This window comes from Peptoniphilus genitalis (assembly GCF_023614525.1).
Classification (GTDB): domain Bacteria; phylum Bacillota; class Clostridia; order Tissierellales; family Peptoniphilaceae; genus Peptoniphilus_A; species Peptoniphilus_A genitalis.
In genome coordinates this window covers 967900-985772 of the sequence record NZ_CP097885.1, presented here as the reverse complement: position 1 = coordinate 985772, position 17873 = coordinate 967900, and the positions used below count along the sequence as shown (strand labels likewise).

At 34.4% G+C, this 17873-nt stretch carries 17 protein-coding genes and 1 tRNA gene; 4 read left to right on the top strand and 14 right to left on the bottom strand.

The window, feature by feature from the left end:
- Window positions 1-62: 62 nt before the first annotated feature.
- Entirely contained in the window at window positions 63-1103 is a 1041-nt protein-coding gene (locus M9426_RS04730; protein WP_005955234.1) for a ribonucleotide-diphosphate reductase subunit beta, read from the bottom strand.
- Here M9426_RS04730 and M9426_RS04725 point away from each other — a divergent pair.
- Window positions 1098-1358 (top strand): hypothetical protein, encoded by a 261-nt coding sequence (locus M9426_RS04725; RefSeq protein ID WP_250341475.1) that lies wholly within the window; start codon window positions 1098-1100, stop codon window positions 1356-1358. The genes M9426_RS04730 and M9426_RS04725 overlap by 6 nt on opposite strands.
- Here M9426_RS04725 and M9426_RS04720 read toward each other — a convergent pair.
- From M9426_RS04720 to folE, 10 genes are all read right to left on the bottom strand, one after another.
- Window positions 1343-3871: a ribonucleoside-diphosphate reductase subunit alpha gene (locus tag M9426_RS04720; protein WP_250341474.1), complete on the bottom strand. Its 2529-nt coding sequence runs from the start codon at window positions 3869-3871 to the stop codon at window positions 1343-1345. The genes M9426_RS04725 and M9426_RS04720 overlap by 16 nt on opposite strands.
- Window positions 3872-4158: 287 nt before the next feature.
- Complete coding sequence (locus tag M9426_RS04715) at window positions 4159-5919, bottom strand: copper amine oxidase N-terminal domain-containing protein (protein ID WP_250341473.1); 1761 nt, start codon at window positions 5917-5919, stop codon at window positions 4159-4161.
- 779 nt (window positions 5920-6698) lie between these two features.
- Entirely contained in the window at window positions 6699-8153 is a 1455-nt protein-coding gene (gene pepD, locus M9426_RS04710; RefSeq protein WP_250341472.1) for a beta-Ala-His dipeptidase, read from the bottom strand.
- Window positions 8154-8167: 14 nt separating this feature from the next.
- Window positions 8168-9574, bottom strand: coding sequence for a YfcC family protein (locus M9426_RS04705; protein WP_250341471.1), 1407 nt, complete (start codon window positions 9572-9574; stop codon window positions 8168-8170).
- 429 nt (window positions 9575-10003) lie between these two features.
- On the bottom strand, window positions 10004-10723 hold the full coding sequence (locus tag M9426_RS04700; RefSeq protein ID WP_060799951.1) for a hypothetical protein: 720 nt from the start codon (window positions 10721-10723) through the stop codon (window positions 10004-10006).
- Window positions 10724-10736: 13 nt separating this feature from the next.
- Window positions 10737-11234, bottom strand: a complete 498-nt coding sequence (locus tag M9426_RS04695; protein WP_250341470.1) for a hypothetical protein — start codon at window positions 11232-11234, stop codon at window positions 10737-10739.
- A 2-nt stretch (window positions 11235-11236) separates the two neighbouring features.
- Window positions 11237-11809 (bottom strand): glycoside hydrolase family 73 protein, encoded by a 573-nt coding sequence (locus M9426_RS04690; protein WP_195445208.1) that lies wholly within the window; start codon window positions 11807-11809, stop codon window positions 11237-11239.
- Window positions 11799-12617, bottom strand: coding sequence for a 2-amino-4-hydroxy-6-hydroxymethyldihydropteridine diphosphokinase (gene folK, locus M9426_RS04685; protein WP_250341469.1), 819 nt, complete (start codon window positions 12615-12617; stop codon window positions 11799-11801). Before folK ends, M9426_RS04690 begins: the two co-directional genes overlap by 11 nt.
- Window positions 12618-12627: 10 nt before the next feature.
- A complete protein-coding gene (locus M9426_RS04680) occupies window positions 12628-13107 on the bottom strand; it encodes an HD domain-containing protein (protein ID WP_148464949.1) in 480 nt (159 codons plus the stop codon).
- A complete protein-coding gene (gene folE, locus M9426_RS04675) occupies window positions 13107-13661 on the bottom strand; it encodes a GTP cyclohydrolase I FolE (protein ID WP_005955071.1) in 555 nt (184 codons plus the stop codon). The genes M9426_RS04680 and folE overlap by 1 nt, the downstream gene beginning before the upstream one ends.
- A 167-nt stretch (window positions 13662-13828) precedes the next feature.
- Between folE and M9426_RS04670 the strand changes: the two genes are divergently transcribed.
- Both M9426_RS04670 and M9426_RS04665 read left to right on the top strand, forming a co-directional pair.
- On the top strand, window positions 13829-15199 hold the full coding sequence (locus M9426_RS04670) for a D-alanyl-D-alanine carboxypeptidase family protein (protein ID WP_250341468.1): 1371 nt from the start codon (window positions 13829-13831) through the stop codon (window positions 15197-15199).
- A gap of 76 nt (window positions 15200-15275) precedes the next feature.
- Window positions 15276-15352, top strand: a tRNA-Arg gene (locus M9426_RS04665).
- Window positions 15353-15513: 161 nt separating this feature from the next.
- On the opposite strand, the gene cutA is transcribed toward M9426_RS04665, so the two are convergent.
- The gene (gene cutA / locus M9426_RS04660; RefSeq protein ID WP_195445214.1) at window positions 15514-15834 is read right to left on the bottom strand and encodes a divalent cation tolerance protein CutA; all 321 of its coding nucleotides are present in this window, start codon (window positions 15832-15834) and stop codon (window positions 15514-15516) included.
- A gap of 103 nt (window positions 15835-15937) precedes the next feature.
- Between cutA and M9426_RS04655 the strand changes: the two genes are divergently transcribed.
- Window positions 15938-16270, top strand: a complete 333-nt coding sequence (locus tag M9426_RS04655; RefSeq protein WP_195445215.1) for a phage holin family protein — start codon at window positions 15938-15940, stop codon at window positions 16268-16270.
- Between the two features lie 295 nt (window positions 16271-16565).
- On the opposite strand, the gene M9426_RS04650 is transcribed toward M9426_RS04655, so the two are convergent.
- Both M9426_RS04650 and M9426_RS04645 read right to left on the bottom strand, forming a co-directional pair.
- Window positions 16566-16982: a hypothetical protein gene (locus M9426_RS04650; RefSeq protein ID WP_005955222.1), complete on the bottom strand. Its 417-nt coding sequence runs from the start codon at window positions 16980-16982 to the stop codon at window positions 16566-16568.
- A complete protein-coding gene (locus M9426_RS04645; RefSeq protein ID WP_250341467.1) occupies window positions 16982-17872 on the bottom strand; it encodes a PhzF family protein in 891 nt (296 codons plus the stop codon). The genes M9426_RS04650 and M9426_RS04645 overlap by 1 nt, the downstream gene beginning before the upstream one ends.
- Window position 17873 lies beyond the last annotated feature (1 nt).

The following is a 17873-nucleotide window of genomic DNA, read 5'->3' as shown; positions in this document are numbered from 1 at the left end:
AAGGGATGAAATTTTTTAAAAATAAAAACCCGGATAAAAATCCGGCTTAAATCTCTTTCTTATTAAAGGTCATCTTCAATTACAGAAGATTTGGAATATGCAGATGGTCTTGCTTCAAAGAAGTCTGTCTTAATTTGATTTGGATCAGAATATTCGCTAACCCACTTCATTGATTCTGGCTCATCGATATTTTCATCAAAGAGGTTACCAAAACCAAGATTTCTGGAACGCAAGTTGCCAAGGTACATGATGTAATCTTCAATCATTTTTTCATTGAGACCCTTAATTTCATCGCCTATGACATACTTACCCCAAGCAATCTCTTCCTCAACACCCTTTTTAAGCATTTCTTTATATTTCTCTATATTTTCATCTGTAAATATTTCTGGCTCTTCCTTTTTCATCTCAAGGATTATGCTTCTGAATAACCAAAGGTGAGTGTTCTCGTCCCTGTTGATGTATCTGATTTCAGAAACTGTGCCAGGCATCTTGCCCATTCTTCCGAGATTGTAGAAGAAGGAGAAGCCTGAGTAGAAGTAAATCCCTTCAAGGATGTAGTTGGCAATTAGGGCCTTCATAAAGTTGTCCAAGTTTTCATTTTCGTAGAAGTCTTGGTATTGGTCCCCAATAAATTTGTTTCTCTTTAAGAGGACTTCGTCATCCTTGTATTGGTAGAGGATTTCTTCCCTCTCTTCTGGAGAACAAATTGTGTCCAAGATGTAGGAATAAGATTGAGAGTGAATGGACTCTTGGTAACCCTGGATTGAAAGGCAAAGGTTGATTTCATTTGCCGTTACATAGGATTGTAGCTTTGGTATTTGAGCAGTTTGCAGTGAATCAAGATAAATCAAAAAGGATAAAATCTTGTCGTAGGCAGTTTTTTCAGCCTTGTCGAGTTCCCTGTAGTCCTTCACGTCTTGGGAAAGATTAATTTCCTCTGGTATCCAAAAGTTGTTCATAGCTTGGCGGTACCAATCACTTGTCCAGCTGTACTTCAAGTTGTTGAAGTCATTTAGGTTAGTTGTGTTGCCATTGATGACCCTTCTCTTGGAAGTTTCAATGTCTCCTTTTTCATTAAAGAGACCTCTTTTTGAAAGTTGCATATTTCCTCCTTAATAATAATTTTTAACGCTTTTCTAAATATTTATGAACTTATAGGTATCTATGACCCTATAAAGTTTTATAACTTAATAAAAATTTACGACTCTGTAAGAATTTGTGACTTCATAAAAATCTACGACTCTGTAGATATTTACGACTTTATAACAAATTGTGACTTCATAAAAGTTTACAAGCCTATAGAAGTTTGTAATTTTGTAAAAAATTGTAGCTTTACAACAATTTATGAGGCGCAATAATCGCAGTCTTCAACCTCTAAAGACTTACTTCTCACATAATAAACGGACTTTAACTTTTCCTTGGCTGCCTTGATATAAAGGTTTAGGATCTTTCTCATTGTGAAGTCAGTTGTTATATAGAAGTTAATGGACTGAGCCTGGTCAATGTGTCTTTGCCTAATAGCTGCAGCCTCGATTACAAAGTTTTGGTCAAGCTCGTGGGCATTTTCATAGAGCCAGAAGCTTTGTGGTGTCAAGTCTGGTGCCACTCTTGGAAGGATTGATCCCTTCTTTTCTTCCAGGAAGTACCTATTCATAATTGGGTCAACACCTGCACTTGTCGCAGCTATAATTGAAGTAGAACCAGTTGGGGCAATTGCCATGATATAACCATTTCTAAGTCCGTTAGCCTTCACTTCTTCTCTTAATTTATTCCACTTTGCATCCTTGTAGTCACGAAGGTCGAAGTAGTTTCCATTTTCCCAATCAGAACCCTCAAAGAAGTCATAGGATCCCTTTTCCTTGGCAATTTCCATAGAAGCAGTAACTGCGTAGAAGTTTATCCTTTCATAAAGGTCGTCTGCCCACTTTAAGTGGTCTTCAATATCAGAAAAGGCCATGCCAGCCTTTACAAGGGCGTGGTGGTAACCAGAAGTTCCAAGACCTATGGACCTGTACTTCCTATTTGTCACCTTGGCGTAAGGGATTGGGTAGTAGTTAAGGTCAATAACATTGTCAAGAGCCCTTACAGTTGTGGCAACAATGTCCTTTAATTCCTTGTCATCTTCAAGGTCTATATTTCCAAGAACAAGAGAAGCAAGGTTACAAACTACAAAATCACCTGGTTTAGTCTTTGTCACAATGACTTCGTCCCCATCTTCAGTTTCTATTGTAGTATCTAGGGTCTCAATGGCAGACATGTTTTGCATGATTTCTGTACATAGGTTTGATGAGTAAATCATACCAACGTGCTTGTTTGGATTCATTTCGTTTACATTGTCCCTGTAGAAGGCAAAAGGTGTTCCTGTTTCAGTAAGTGACTTGATAATAAGTCTAACAAGGTCTTTTACTGACATTTCACGACGGGAGATAGATTCATCTTCAATACATTCTCTGTACTTTTCTTCCCATTCCTTGCCGTAAAAGTCCTCAAGAGAATAGCCCTTCTTTGCAAGAACTTCGTGGGGATCAAACATATACCAGGTCGCGTTGATGTCCTTCTCTGCTAATTCAAAGAATAAATTTGGGTAGGAAATAGCAGGGAAGATGTCGTGGGCCTTCATCCTGTCGTCCCCATTATTTGTACGAAGTTGTAAGAACTCTGGAATGTCCTTGTGCCATGCATCAAGATAGCAGGCAACAGAACCTTGACGAACTCCCAGTTGGTCAACAGCAACAGCAGTGTCATTGGCAAGTTTTATCCATCTTATAACACCACCTGCAACCCCCTTGAAGCCCCTGATGTCAGATCCAGTTGCACGAATCTTACCAAAGTAAAGTCCCATGCCGCCACCATGCTTAGAAATTTGGGCGAAGTTGTCAATAGAACGATAAATCCCCTTTAAAGTGTCTGGCACAGTGTCAATAAAGCAGGAAGAAAGTTGGTGGTAGGGCTTTCTCGCATTAGACATAGTTGGTGTGGCAACAGTAACCTTTAGGCTAGAGTAAATGTCATAGAACTTCTTAGCCCAGTAAATCCTGTTTTTCTCAGGGATAGCAAGATGCATAGCAATTCCCATAAACATCTCTTGGATAGATTCCACAAACCTGCCGTCGTGGCTCCTTATAACATACCTCTTAATTAAGAGGTCAAGGCCAGAATAGTTTAAAAGTCTGTTTCTTGAATTATCAATATAATCTTCCAGCTCAAGAATATCTTCCTTAGAATAATTTTCTAGGATGTATTCTCCATATAGTCCCTTTTCAGTTAAGAAGGCAATCTTTTCGTAGAAATTGTTAATCTTAAACTCTTCTAGGTTTGCCTTGATTTTCTTTTCAAGGTCATAATTTAAGAAAAGGGCTGCGATAAATTCCCACCTAGGGGCATCCTTGTCTGTAAGTTCACTTGCCGCCTTTATAATTTCAGAAAGATAGGCATCTTGACTTTGGTCCTTCTTCACAAAGGATTCAAACTTCTTAAACAAGTTTTCAAGCTCGTACTTCTTTGGGTCGTAAGTCTTTCTCACAAACTTCAAAATCTTTAGGACCTTGTCATCAGTGATGTAGTTGGCGAACTTATCAAAAATTTGCCTTTCTTCAGAATGTCTATTCCTGTAAAGGATGTAGGCCTTTACAACTTCGATTTCCTTCTCATCAATTAGCTTTAACTCAACTAAGTCCTGAATTTCTTCCACAGTAGGTGGCTTCTTTGGGTCATAGTTTTTTAATAGGCTATTTTTGATGTCAAGGGCATAGGCATTGATGACAGAATCAACATAGGGCTTTCCAACAGAGTCAAAGGCCTTTTCGATGGCATTCTTTATCTTTAAGTGATCGAAATCAACCTCTCTCTTATCTCTTTTTAATATCTTCATAAATCCTCCATATAGTAGAATTTTTATTTATACCTTTTTAAATACTACTATATACTACCATAAACAAAATTTTATAAATAGCTTAAAAGTAGATAAAAAACAATCTTAGTAATTTGTTTTTTATTATAAAGCTGTGACTTTTTTTATTTTACAACCTATCTTATATAAAAATTCACTTGAATCTAGACTCATAAAAAAAGAAGCCTGGCTTGGCTTCCTATTAAAATTAATATGCGTTTTGAATACAAAAAATCCCAAGAGGCTTGCTCTTGGGATAATTTTTTATCTTATTTTACAACTGAGAAAAGAACTTTTGCTGCTTTTTCAGCAGACTTTTCTGTCTTTTCAGCTACTTTTTCTTCTTTAACTTCTTTAGTTTCTTTCTTGTCAGCTTTTTCTTCCTTAACTTCTTCCTTGTCTTCTTTTAAGAATGCTTCCATTTCTTTTTTGTTTTCTTCTTTGTATTTCTTTAGAAGTTCAGGGTTTTTATCAAGGTCAGCCTTTGCTGCAAGTAGTTTTTCTAATTCTTCGCCTTCATAAAGTTCCTTTAAAGTTTTAACAACTTCTTCGTCTTTAAGGTCTGTTTTCATTGAAGCTATCATCTTGTAGTTATCTTCTTTTTCAATTTCTGCAAGCTTTGCTTCTAATTCTTTTTCAGTCATGTTGAAGATGTCAACTATTGGCATTCCATCGTTCTTGTCGTATTTAACCTTGTAACCAAAAGCTTCAGATACGAATCTTACTGGGATGTAAGTTTTATCTTTTACAATAACTGCTGGTGAGTCAAGTGCAACTTCTTTTCCATTTACAAGGGCCTTGTTAGAATCAATTTTAAGAACAATTTTATCCTTGTCCTTTGTAACTGTTACAGTCCTGTCTTTTCCATTCCAATCAACTTTTGCGCCGATTTTTTCATAGAAAGCACGAGCTGCTAGCATAGTTCTGTCATTCATGATCTTTGGAAGAGCTTCTGGGTCTTCAAAAGTGATGTCTTCACCATTTACTCTTACTGTTACAAGTGTTACATTTGGCATGATTAACTTCATGTACTCTTCTGTAGTTAATTTTTTAACTGAAGTTGGGAAGTTGATTTTTACATTTTCGTCTTTTACTGTGTTAACTTTTCCCTTAACAGAAACTTTTACAAATTCTGCAAAGTTAAATTGCATTGCTAGATCTTGAATAACTTTGTTTTCTTCAAAAGTTGTCTTTTGAGAAATATTTGAACCCTTAATCATTTCTTTTACGCCCTTAGCAGCTTCTTTTAAGTCTTCTGCCTTGTATTCTTTGTTAAGTTCTTTGAAGTCTTTTCTTTCTTCATCAGTCATTGGAAGTCCAGCCTTGTCAACAATTGCTAAAGCAGATGTTGAAACTGCATCCCAATTTTTCATAACGCCGTCAGCTGACTTGATGAACTGGTCAATTATAGCGTCACTATTTGCATTTAATGTGTATGTGTTGCCTTCAACCTTGAAGTCAATTTCTTGTTTAAGGTCCTTAGTTGCAAGGTCCATTAACTTGATTAGGTCTGTTTTAAATTCTTCAGAGTTAAAGTATTGTGCAGCCTTTGGTGAAAGACCATTTTCTTCATCTGCAATTGAGATATAGTCTTCCTTGATGTCCTTGAAGGATCCACTTCCAAGTGCAAAGATGTCTTTTGACATGATAACTTCATTGCCCTTTACATAAAGGTCCATCTTGATCTTATCTGGCACGTCCTTGTTAAGTCCTGCAATTTCTTCTTGGCTCTTAGAAACTTTTGCAATTTCCTTTTTCAAGTTTGTGAAGTCCAGGTTCATTAAAACATGTGCCTTGTCTTTTCCAACTTGTTCGCCAGTAAGGCTTACAGGGAATTTCATTTTTACAATTTCTTGAGTTTCAGGATTTTTTACTTCAACATTGTATTCAAGTTGTCCTGTAACCTTTGAGCCCTTCCAGTTTGCAACCTTTTGGGATGCATCTAGGTAAGCTGTTGTGTTTGCACTACAAGCGCCAAGAGTTATGGCTGCAATAAGTACAAGAAAAATAGTTAAAATTTTCTTTTTCATAGTATACCTCCTATTTGCTTTGATTTTATCAAACCCAGAGAAGCCTTTCAAATTAAAACAATATTACATAAAAAATTAAAACTTAACTTATTAATAAGAAATTTTTATAAATTTTCATAATATTTTATTAGCCTTGCTTGGATTTGATTTTGTTTTGGCTTACTTTTGCTTAGACCAGCCCTGCATAATCTATCCAGGACTTTTTTAGCTTACACATAAAATACTTGTACTTTTGTATCAACTCCTTAATACAATAATCATTATATCTGCTGTCTTTTTAATTTGCAAGATAAAATTAATGTTATAAAAATTTTAAACTGTATATACTTTATATTTACACTATAAGCCCAGCGATTTCTTTTGTCAAGAATTTTTATAAATTTTTTGATTTATCTTATTAAGCTATGAAAATTTCTTAACTTCTTTAATTCAATTTTTAAAATTTTATTTTTTATCCACAATTTTCTATTCTTATCTACATTTGTTAACTCTTAGGCTTGTATTAACTTTCAAAATTTTATTCTCTTCTAATAAATTAAAATCTAATAAAATCTTATCTTAATAAAACTTTTAATTTTTAATAATTATTAAGTAAATTCAAATTTCTAAAATCAATATAGCTAAATAAAAACTTCACAACAAGAAAATATGGCGCAACTTTTGGTTGCATCCTGCTTTTTTTGCAAAATTATTCGCAAAATATCTTGTCTATAAAATAAATGATCTTTTAAAATCACAAATACAAAAAAGAGACCCCTTGGATCTCTTGATTTTAATTGTCAACTTATTTTTTCTAAGAAGGTTAAGAAATTGTCATAAAAATTCAATACAGATTTTATATTGGCCCTTTCATCAGGTGAGTGTAATCCAGTATGAGCAGCTCCTACACATATTATATCTAACCCAGGTCTCTTTTCAATTAAATATCCACTTTCTAGTCCTCCTGGCGAAATCTCAACTTTGTATTCATGTCCAGTTAGGTCTTCGAAAATCGACTTAAATTGATCTCTTAATTTAGAATTTTCATCAAATTCCCATCCTAAATACCCAGCAAATCTTTCAACCTCTCCACCAACAAGCCTTGAAAGTGATTCTATCTTTGAATAAGTAGAATTTACCTGAGATACTCTCATTGCTCTTATTTCGGAAATGAAGGTAACTTCATCGTCTTTTGTGTGAATTTCTCCTAGGTTACATGATGACTCCACGATTAAGCTTTTTGCATTAACCTCAATAACACCATTTGGAGATAATTTTATAGTATCTAAAATTCTCACCATATCCTCTTGAGTAAATTTTTCTTCGGCGAAAGTTTCTTTTACTTCAATTTTAATACTTTCTTTAAATTTAGAATATTCATTGTGTATAGTTTTTAAAAATTCATTTGTTATTTCCTTCAATTTTTGGTCCATATCTTTATGAATTGAAATAACTATTTCTGAATTCCTTGGAAGTGCTAATCTAAAGGTTCCTCCAGATATTTCTACTAAAGAAATGTCAAAGTTTTTCTTATACTCTTCAAGAAGTCTTGCTATTATAAGATTTGAATTTCCTATACCTTTATTTATATCAGCACCAGAATGACCGCCAATTAAACCAGAAAATTTAATTTCAAATACTTTTTCATCTTCTTTAATTTTTTCACGTTTTACTTTTAGTGTTATCTTAGCACCAGAACCACCATTAGAACCCGCAATAATCACATAATCTTCTGAGTTATCTAGGTTAACTGCTCTATCAGCTCTTATCCAATTTTTGTTAAGGTTTAAAGCACCACTAAAATCATCTTCTTCTGCTGTTGTAAAAATAGCATTAATTGGTGGATGACTCATTTCTTTTGAATCAAGAATAGCCATTATTAGTCCGACACCTAGACCATTATCAGCTCCTAGAGTTGTTTCGCCACCAGTGGTGAGGTAATCATCTTCTATAATCCATGGTATTGGATCTTTTAAAAAGTCATGATCTGATCCCTCTCTTTTTTGACAAACCATATCTAAATGAGCTTGTAGTATTAATGGTTCTTTATTTTCTCCACCATTTTGACCATCTTTATTTATTACAATATTGCTATAATCATCTTGTTTTACTTCTAAATTTCTTTCTTTAGCCCAATTTAAAATCCAATCACTTAGTTCTTTTTCATTAAAACTACCATGAGGTATTTGACTTATTTTATAAAAATTATCAAATAGTGGATTTTCTCTTAAAGAATTTATTGTATTTTTAGTCATACTTCTCTCCTTTTTTAGAATGGTCCATAGTTAATAGTTATTGCAAATACACACGCTAAGCATCCTAGTATCATTAGATAGATAAAGAATTTCATAAAGAACTTCATCCAAGTAGTCCATGGTATATTTGCCATAGCTAATGCAGCCATTAGAGGAGCTCCCGCTGGTGTTACAAGATTAGTTATCGCATCTCCCATATGATATGCAAGTGCTACTGTTTGTCTTGTTATTCCTAAAACATCTGCCATTGGAACCATTATAGGCATCATTATAACTGCTTTTCCAGAGCCTGAAGGTATAAATAAATTTATAACAGAAACTACAATGAATGTCATTGGAGCACTTACTAATGCAGGTAGTCCATTAAGAACACTTGTAGCTCCATGAACTATTACGTCAAGTATATTACCTTCTGTCATTATAATTGTAAGTCCACGTGCAAATCCAACGCATATACAAGCATATAATAGATTCCCAGCTCCTTTTACAAAAGATGCTACGATATCATCAGGAGACATTTTTGCAACAATTCCCATTAGAATAACCATTACAACAAAAACAGCTGCCATTTCAGTTAAATAAAATCCATGATTAACTACGCCATAAATTATCCAAATTACAGATAATACAAATACTAAAAGAATAGCTTTGTGTCTTCCAGTTAACTCTATTTCCTCAATTTCTTCATGAATATCACGATTTTTTAAGTCTATTTCATAAGTTAGTGATGCTTGAGGATTTTTATGAATTTTATTTGCATAAGAATATAAAAATGCTATTCCGCCCAATAGTGCCAATAACCAAACTCCAATTCTTAGCCCCATACCAGAATAAATTGGTAAACCTGCTATATCTTGTGCAAGTCCTAAGGTAAATGGATTCATAATGCCACCCATATACCCTATACCTACACCCCATAGTCCAAGGGCAACACCTGTAATAGAATCAAATCCTAAGGCATAGCACAAGGCTATTTGCATTGGTATAAAGGCAAGACATTCCTCAAAGTTACCTAAAAAAGCACCTCCAAGAGCCCAAAATGTCAAGAAAAATACTATTACTAGTTTTTCTTTTCCTTTTAATTTAACCGATGTCCTATGTATTAGTGCGTCTAATGCTCCAGTGTCTGTTAATACTCCAAAAGCACCACCAATAATAAATAGAAAGTTAATAATTGGAGCAGATTCATTCATACCCTCATGAATTGCTTTTAGAACTTTCCAAGGACTAACCGGTGTGTTTTGTACTCTATGATATGATGCTGGATCAACCATCTCTCTCTGTGTCGCTGGGTCAGTAAATCTTTCATATGTACCAGCAGGTAAAATATAAGTTAGTACTGCACATAAAACCATTAAAATACAGATTAAAACTAAGGCATCAGGTGCTTTGAACTTAAATTTTCTCTTTTTTTCGTCCATAAACTTCCTCCATTTCAAAAAATTTATTATGTTTGCAATAATTATTATAAAACAATTTCCTATATATTATTATTCACAAACCATAATATAGCATATATTTTAATACATTTTTTTATTTTAGGCAAGCGTTAAACCTTTATTTTTTATATATGAACTATACTTATAAATATACAAATATAAAAAAGAGACCCACTTGGATCTCTTGATTTTAAAATTTTCAATTGTTATGTAACTATAGCTCTATACCTCGTAAATTAAGCATTCAACCTTTAGCAATAAGCTACTTTCAAATGAGGTACTTTGCTACCTTTCCCTTGCGGGATAAATTAAAACTTGTCATTGGAATCACCTTTTCTTAGTTACCAATTTGTTTTCTCTAGCTAGCTTACTTATAGTATAGAGCATTAAAGTTGTTTTGTCAATGTTTTCCTAAAAATTTTTTATCTTTTTTAAATTTATTTTTTTCTCGTCGATTTTTCCATTGTTAAGGGCCTTGTTAATCTCAATAATTGCTTGATTTGCTGAGTTTAGTGACCCAATATTTACTATATAGTTTTTAGAACCTTCCTTACCCTTTATAACAATTTCATTGTCCTTTGACTTGGAAATAGATTTCATATCTTCATATGGAAAGTGATTATTTCCAATTACAAGTCCCTTGCCATAAGATCCCACAACAGTACCAAGCTTGTCCCTACCATCTCTAAAGGATGATTTTAGGGGAATATTGTAGATTACTGTGTCCTTGTCCTCTCTAATTGGAAATTTTCCATTTTGTAGGTTGTATAAAAATAGGAGAAATAGTCCTATTAAAAATAAGGGATTTGCAAGAAGTTTAATGATCTTGTTATCTCTCATATACATTTGTTGGAAAAAGTAAATATTTACAAAGATCAAAAAGCCTATGTAGACAAAGATGTTTAAGTTGTAGGTTCTCTTTCTTATGTCTAAGTCTTCAAGTTTTAGGATTTCCTTGTACTTTGATATGAAGTCCACTGCTGTCATCATAAATAGGTAGTTTACAATAGCCCACATAATTGAGTAAATTATTGCCCCATTGCCAAGCTCTGATTTTATTCCAGAGAATTGAAGGCCAAAGGGAATTATTACTGATATCAGGAGGACTATGTTAGATGTTTTTTTGTTCATTTTTTCCTCTTTCTTATTTTTTCTTCTTTTTCTTTTTATTGGTTTTTATTTTTTGTATATTCTTCTTAGCTTCTTCTTTTTCTTTTTCTATTTCTTCTGCAACCTTGTCATTTTTAGTTAGCATGAGCATAGTTCCAAAGAAAGCAAACATGTAGATTCCAAAATTTATAAGCATCTTCTTAAGATCAGTTTCTATAACTAATAAATCGTGTTGGCTAAGTCCTGTCAGACTTTTGTACCTAAAATAGGATATACCAGAAAATAAAATTATTAGAATTATCATGTAAATAAAAACTGATTTTGTGTCCTTGTATCTTTTTTCATCTACAAAGAAGAAAACCGCCAGGGTTGACAGGGAAATTATTCCCAATAATATTGCCAAAGTCTTGTAATTAAAAACTTGGGCGAAGTTATTTGTATCTAGCTTATTGTACTTAAACACAAGAAAAGCTATGGAAAGAATAATAATTATTAGGCTGGTTTTCAGCCATTCTTTCTTATCTTTTGTCAATTTTACACCTCGTCGTACTTTTCTAAGCCATATTTTTCTATGACTGATATTATTTTTTCTGCGTAGGCAGGGTCTGTTGCGTAGCCGCCTTCTTTTATAAACTGGGCAGCTTCCTTATAATTCTTGGCAGTCTTTACCTTTTTATATCTCTTAGCTGTGGAAAGAAGCTTGCCATAGTGGTCAAAGGATTCCTTCTTAGAAGAGTACTTCTTGAAGTTCTCCATGTACCTTCCACTTTGACCCTCCACATATTCTTCAGTCTCAAAGACTATGCCCTTGTCTTTTTTTACTTCCTTTATGCCAAAGTAATTGTTGTATTCTTGTGAAAGCTCAGACCTTCCCCAATTGCTCTCAAGTATTGACTGGGCAATCATAACTGATGGTAGCAGGTCATATTTTTTCGCCACCCTCACTGCCAATTTTTCTGTCTCTGCAATATAGGCTTGTCTGTAGTTTAATTCTTCTTGGGCCCTTTTTTCTGATGCAGAACTTATCAAAAGTCCCATGAAAAAAACTATTCCCAAAAAAGCCAAAAAAATCACAAGACAACCGCAGCCCAGCTTTTTAGCTTTCATCTTTCACTTCTTTATAAAGGCTGCTAATTTTTTTATTTAAAATTGGATGAAAATAATTTGGCATAAGCTCGTTTAGGGATTCTAAGACAAATTCCCTCTCTGCAATATATGGGTGGGGCACAATTAATTCATCTGTGTAGTGGATTTCCCTATCTATAAAGAGGATATCCAAATCAATGGTTCTAGCTCCCCATTTTTCATGCCTAACCCTGTCTAGGTCAATTTCAATTTTTTGCAAGATGTGGAGGAGGTCGTGAGGATCTTCAAAGGAAGATACCTTTACAACTGTATTTAAAAAGTCTCCTTGGTCAGTCTTGCCCCAGGCCTTGGTTTCTATTATAGAAGCCTTTTCTAGGACCCTAAGTCCAGCTTCTTCCATCTTTTCTAGGGCTGATTTAATGTAGGCTTCCCTGTCTCCAAGATTTGTCCCAATCCCAATATAGTAGTTCCTTCTCTTTTTGTTGCAGCGAACTGATGCTGTATCTAGGGGAAGGTTAATTGGTGCCCAAGGTTTTTTAATTGTAAGATCCACAGTCTCTGCTATTTCATAATTGTCAAAGATGAATTTTGTCATCTTATAGGCAAGGGTCTCAATTAAGTCCTCTGTTTCATTTTTAAAAAGATCGTAGAGTTCATGGGACAATTTTCCATAGTCAATGGACCTGTCCAAGTTTTTTTCTATGGCACAGTCCCTAAAACTCATCCCAATTTCTGCGCTGATTAAAAATTTTTGTCCAAGTTTATTCTCTTCTTCAAAAAGCCCATGGTTGGCATAGACTTCTAGGTCTTTTATCTTGATAAAATCCATAATACTCCCATCAATAATTTATTGTGTGATTTTTCTTATTGAAGTCCCAATTGCATTCCTTGTAGGCAGGACACCTAAAGCAAGGCCTTGACAGTTTGTCTGCCCTGTAGAAGATGTTGAAAAACTCATCTTCTGCCAGGTCCTTACTCCTGTGGGCCCCAATGCAATTTAGGATTCTTTCTTTTTCTTCTTTAGAAAAATCTGTAAGCTTTAATATTTCTCTTGCAAGGTCAACTGAGGCAATTGCGTGGTTTATCCCTTCTTTTATCTCAAGGACCCTCCCCAAGTCGTGGAGGAGGGCAGTTGAATAAATCATGTCCTTGTCTACATCTACATCTTCTTCTAGTTTCAAGATGTAGCAAATCCTTGCAACAGACACAAAGTGCTCATAGTTGTGCCTGCAAAAGAACCTGTCTCTCTCAAGATATTCAAGTTCATTTAAATAGTCATTGTAGATTTTACTCTTAAGAATTATGTCTGTATTTTTCATTAAAATTCAATAAGTCTAAAGGCTTCTTGTTTTTGTTTTTCGTCAGTTTCTAAAACTCCTCTAGCTACTGATGTCACAGTCTTTGATCCAGGTTTTTTAACCCCTCTCATATTCATACACATGTGCTCTGCTTCTATGACTACAAGAACTCCCTTTGGTTCAAGATACTTCATCATAGCATCGGCGATTTCGATACTAAGTCTTTCTTGTAATTGTGGCTTTTTAGCATAAGTTTCCACTGTTCTTGCAAGTTTTGAAAGACCTGCTACCTTTTCATTTGGAATGTAGGCGATGTGGGCCTTTCCATAAAATGGTAGGAAGTGGTGTTCGCACATGGAGTAAAAGTCTATGTCCTTTACAACAACTATATTGTCTTCTGTTATTTCAAAAGTTTTTGAAAGGTGCTCTTCAGCTGTTTTTCCAAGTCCTGCAAAAATTTCTTCATACATCCTTGCAACTCTTGCTGGAGTTTCTAATAGACCTTCTCTATTTTTATCTTCTCCAATCGCTTCGATGATCATTTCTACAGCTTGTTCAATTTTTTGTTTATCCATTATAATCCCCTCATAGATTTATTTTTTTAATTTACAAATTTCATTATAACATATTGCCTTTACAATGGTAACAGTTTCCCATAAATTAGGACTTTTATCCAAGCTTATAGGCCTCTCTTAATTTACAATTTATTTATAATTTGATACAATATTTCCCGAGGTGCAAAATGAAGAAATTACTTCTATATTTATCTCTTGGACTTATGATTTTTTCTGCCCCAATGAATGTCTTGGCAGAAAGCACTAAGTTACAAGCTGATAATAAGCCGGCAGCTAGTACAAATGTCCTAGACGCCGCATCTACAAATGCTGAAGAAAAAGAAATTGATCCAAATACAATTAGAAATCAAGACTTTTTGGTCCCAACAAAACAAGGTGTCCAAAAGGCCAACCTTTATGAGGCAGAAAAGATTAAAAAGTTAGAAGATATTCCCCTAGAAGGGCTAACAAAGTCCTACTTATTGGGAGACTACAAGTCTGGTCAGATCTTAGAAGGCTACAACCTTGACGAGATTCGTGCCATGGCATCAACTTCTAAATTGGTTTCTATTTTTGTTGTCTTAGATAAAATTCAAGAGGGGAAAATCTCTCTTAATGACGAAGTTGAAATAGACAAGGAAGCCGCAGCCCTAACTGGATCTTCCTTTAAGTTAAAGGAAGGCGATAAGGTAACAGTGGAAAAACTAATTGAAGCCTCCATGGTTGTATCAGGCAACGATGCAATCACAGCCCTTGGCAAGCACGTGGCAGGCTCTACCGATGCCTTCGTCAAGATGATGAACGACAAGTGCCATGACCTGGGACTTAAAAATGCCCTAATGGTAAACCCAACTGGACTTACTAACTATGAAATTCTTGACTACAACAAGATGACAACTAGGGAAATGTTTATGTTAGCATCAGAACTTATTAAGTTTCATCCAGAAATTTTAAAATACACTACTATAGCTAAGTTAGAAGACCCTGGAAGGAACTTCATAGAATACAACACCAACCCAGTCCTCGGGATTGTCCCAGAAGTTGACGGCCTAAAGACAGGTTACACCAATGCAGCAGGTAGGTGCGTAATCTTAACTGGTCTCGAAAAGGGAGTAGATGAAAAATCTAAGGACATGAGGCTCATTGGGATAACAACAGGTTCCAACTCTGACTTTGAAAGATTTGTTGCCTGCAAAAGACTTATTACTAAGGGCTTTGAAGACTACGGCTACAATGCAATAGGAGACACAGAAAAGGAAGTAAGGACCATAGAAGTCCTACATTCTCAAGATGAAAACATACCTGTTTATCAAAAGGAAATTGGCTACATACTTTCCAAGTCAAATGATAAATACAGGGAAAGGGTGGAGATCAAGGATGACCTAAAGGCTCCCCTTGAGGCAGGTTCATCTGTTGGAAAAATTTCCTTCTACAAGGGTGATAAATTAGTTTTTGAAAGTGACTTAATTGTTAAGGACAAGGTTTATGAAAAGGGCATAATCAATAAATTCAAGAGAGTCTTTGAAGAAATTTTTGTAAATATTGAGAAGGCCGCCTAAGATTACAAGTTCAAAATAAAAGAAGTGTCATTAAATATTGACACTTCTTCCTTATTTATATACAATTGTTTTATAGGTCTACGTAGCTCAGTAGGATAGAGCACACGCCTCCTAAGCGTGGGGCCGGAGGTTCGACTCCTCTCGTGGACGCCAAATTATTAAACTCCAAAGTCTTTATATTAGAGGCTTTGGAGTTTTTTATTTTTTTAGAAATCTCTTTTATTAAATCATATAAGAACTTCTTTGGTTTCATATTAAATAAAAATTTTGTCGCAAAATACTTTAAATAAAATTCTTTGATATCTCACTTATCTCTAGTCTAAGTCTATAAGTTCAATTACATTAATAACAGGGACTTCATAGGGGTGATTTTCTTTTATTATCCTCATAGTCTCTTCAAGATCTTCCCTTCTTATCCTAAATTCCAACTTTGATTCTTGGACTTCTTCTATTTTATTTAGGCTTCCAATATAGGGATTTGCACCTTCAATTGGTCTAAAATGACCTAGTACATATGTTTCTGCGTAACAGTAATCATAGTTTTCTTCTTTTAAATATCCAGCTTCATTTATCTTGTCTATTAACTTTCTGCTGTCCTCTCTAGGGATAAATATCTCTATTTTTACGTGCTTCATACCTACCTCCTTCTTTATTTATACCACATATTTATTGCATAGGAGTAAAATTTGTTTAATTTTTTGCAATCTTGGTTATACATAAATTAAGGAGGAATAATATATGATTAAATTAGTTATTAAAGTATTGGTAAGTGGATTAGCTATTTTACTAACTTCTGCACTTTCCATTGGAATTCAAACAGACGGTTATTCTGCTGCTATTATGGCAGCAATTGTAATAGGAATTTTGGACTGGGCAATTAATAAGTTCACAGGAATTGACGCTTCACCATTCGGTAGAGGTGCAGTTGGATTTGTTGTTGCTGCAGTAATTTTATTTATCACAGGTAAGATTGTTGATGGATTTACTGTATCAGTTATTGGCGCTATCGTTGGTGCTCTTATACTTGGTATTGTGGATTCTTTCCTACCAGCTGACAAAAAGACTATGTAATATAAATTGGACTCGACTTCGGTCGGGTCCTTTTTTGTGGATAAGTCGGGTTTTAGTCATGTTTTTTATTGTTTTTTCGATTTTTTCTTGGTTTTTTATCCACAATTTCTCTATCTTATCTACATCTGTTGATATTATCTAGTTTTACAAACTTTTTTATTTATCCTATTTTTTTAATTTTTAATTTTATCAACATATGACTTTCTTAATTTAATTCTATCCACAGAAATTTTTTAATCTTTTATCGACAGTAAATGAACAAATAAAAAACCCAGTGAGCCTCTGCTCACCAGGTTTATCTTCCAAACTTTTCTATTATTTCATCAATCATCCTAGAATGTCTAGAATTTATATTGTAATAAATATTATTGACCCTAATTGTCAGTCCTGTCTTAACAAAGGAAATCTTGTTGCCACTTGTGAAGTAAACATTGATGTAGTTGGCAATTTCTCCATTTGTATCCTTGTTTGCTTGCTTACCCCTTAGGCTGTTTAAGTCCTTTGCGATCTTTGTAACTGTTTTTCTGTCCTTAATAGTCTTCATGTTATCAGTCTTAAAACCTATTATCTCAATATAATCAATATCTCTTGGATTTATATCTACAATCTTGTTCCTAGAAGATACTAGACTGCCTCCAAAAAAGACTAGGACTGCAAAAAATATTACCAGAACCAGCTTAGATCTATTTGATTTTTTCTGTCTTCTTCCCATTATAAATATATAACTCCATTCATAAATACATAGGCCCTGCCTCCGACCCTCACCTTATTTTCGCCTTCGCCTAGGCTAGTTAGAACCCTTGAAACTCTTCCAATATAATCTCCTTGGGTGGCGTAGATTGAGTCTGTGACAGCAATGTCATTTGCCTTTAAGTAGTGCATAGTGGCTGCAGTTGATGTTCCACTTCCAAATTCTTCATCAACACCAATAATTGGGGAGAAGGTCCTTTGTTTGACCTCTTTTCCATCTTCAGTCGTGAAGGCATGGATTGAAATTATTTCCTCTTCTCTTGAAATCCTTAAGGCCTCATCCCTGTTTAATTTTATAGAGGATAAAATCTTCTCATTTTTCACTGGAACAAGGATGTCACAAGTCCCCATGGATATTCTTTCCATATTGAGGTTTTCTTTTATATCTAGACCTATATCATCAAGGCTCAAGTTTAAAGCTCTTAAAACGCCTTCTGGAGCTTCGTATTTTTCCCTCAATTCAACATTTAAATTCATATGAACATTTTGAATCTTAGAATCCTTGTATTCGAGTTCCACTGGGATTTTTCCAATTTTTGTGTGTTGGATAATCTTTTTTATTCCTTCTTCCATGGACATAATGTATTCATTTTCTGCAAGGGCATAAAAAGTTGCAATTGTTGCATGACCACAAAGATTTATTTCTCCCTCAGGTGTGAAAAATCTTGTTAAGTACCTATCCCTATCAAGACTTCTAACAAAAACTACAACAGATTGATTTATATCCCTTGCAATATTTTTCATCTCAAGGTCTGTAAGTCTACCATCATCGATGACTACGCCTGTAGAATTTCCCATAAAGGCCCTATCTGAAAAGGCAGATACTAGGTAGGTTGTATAAAATCTCTTCATA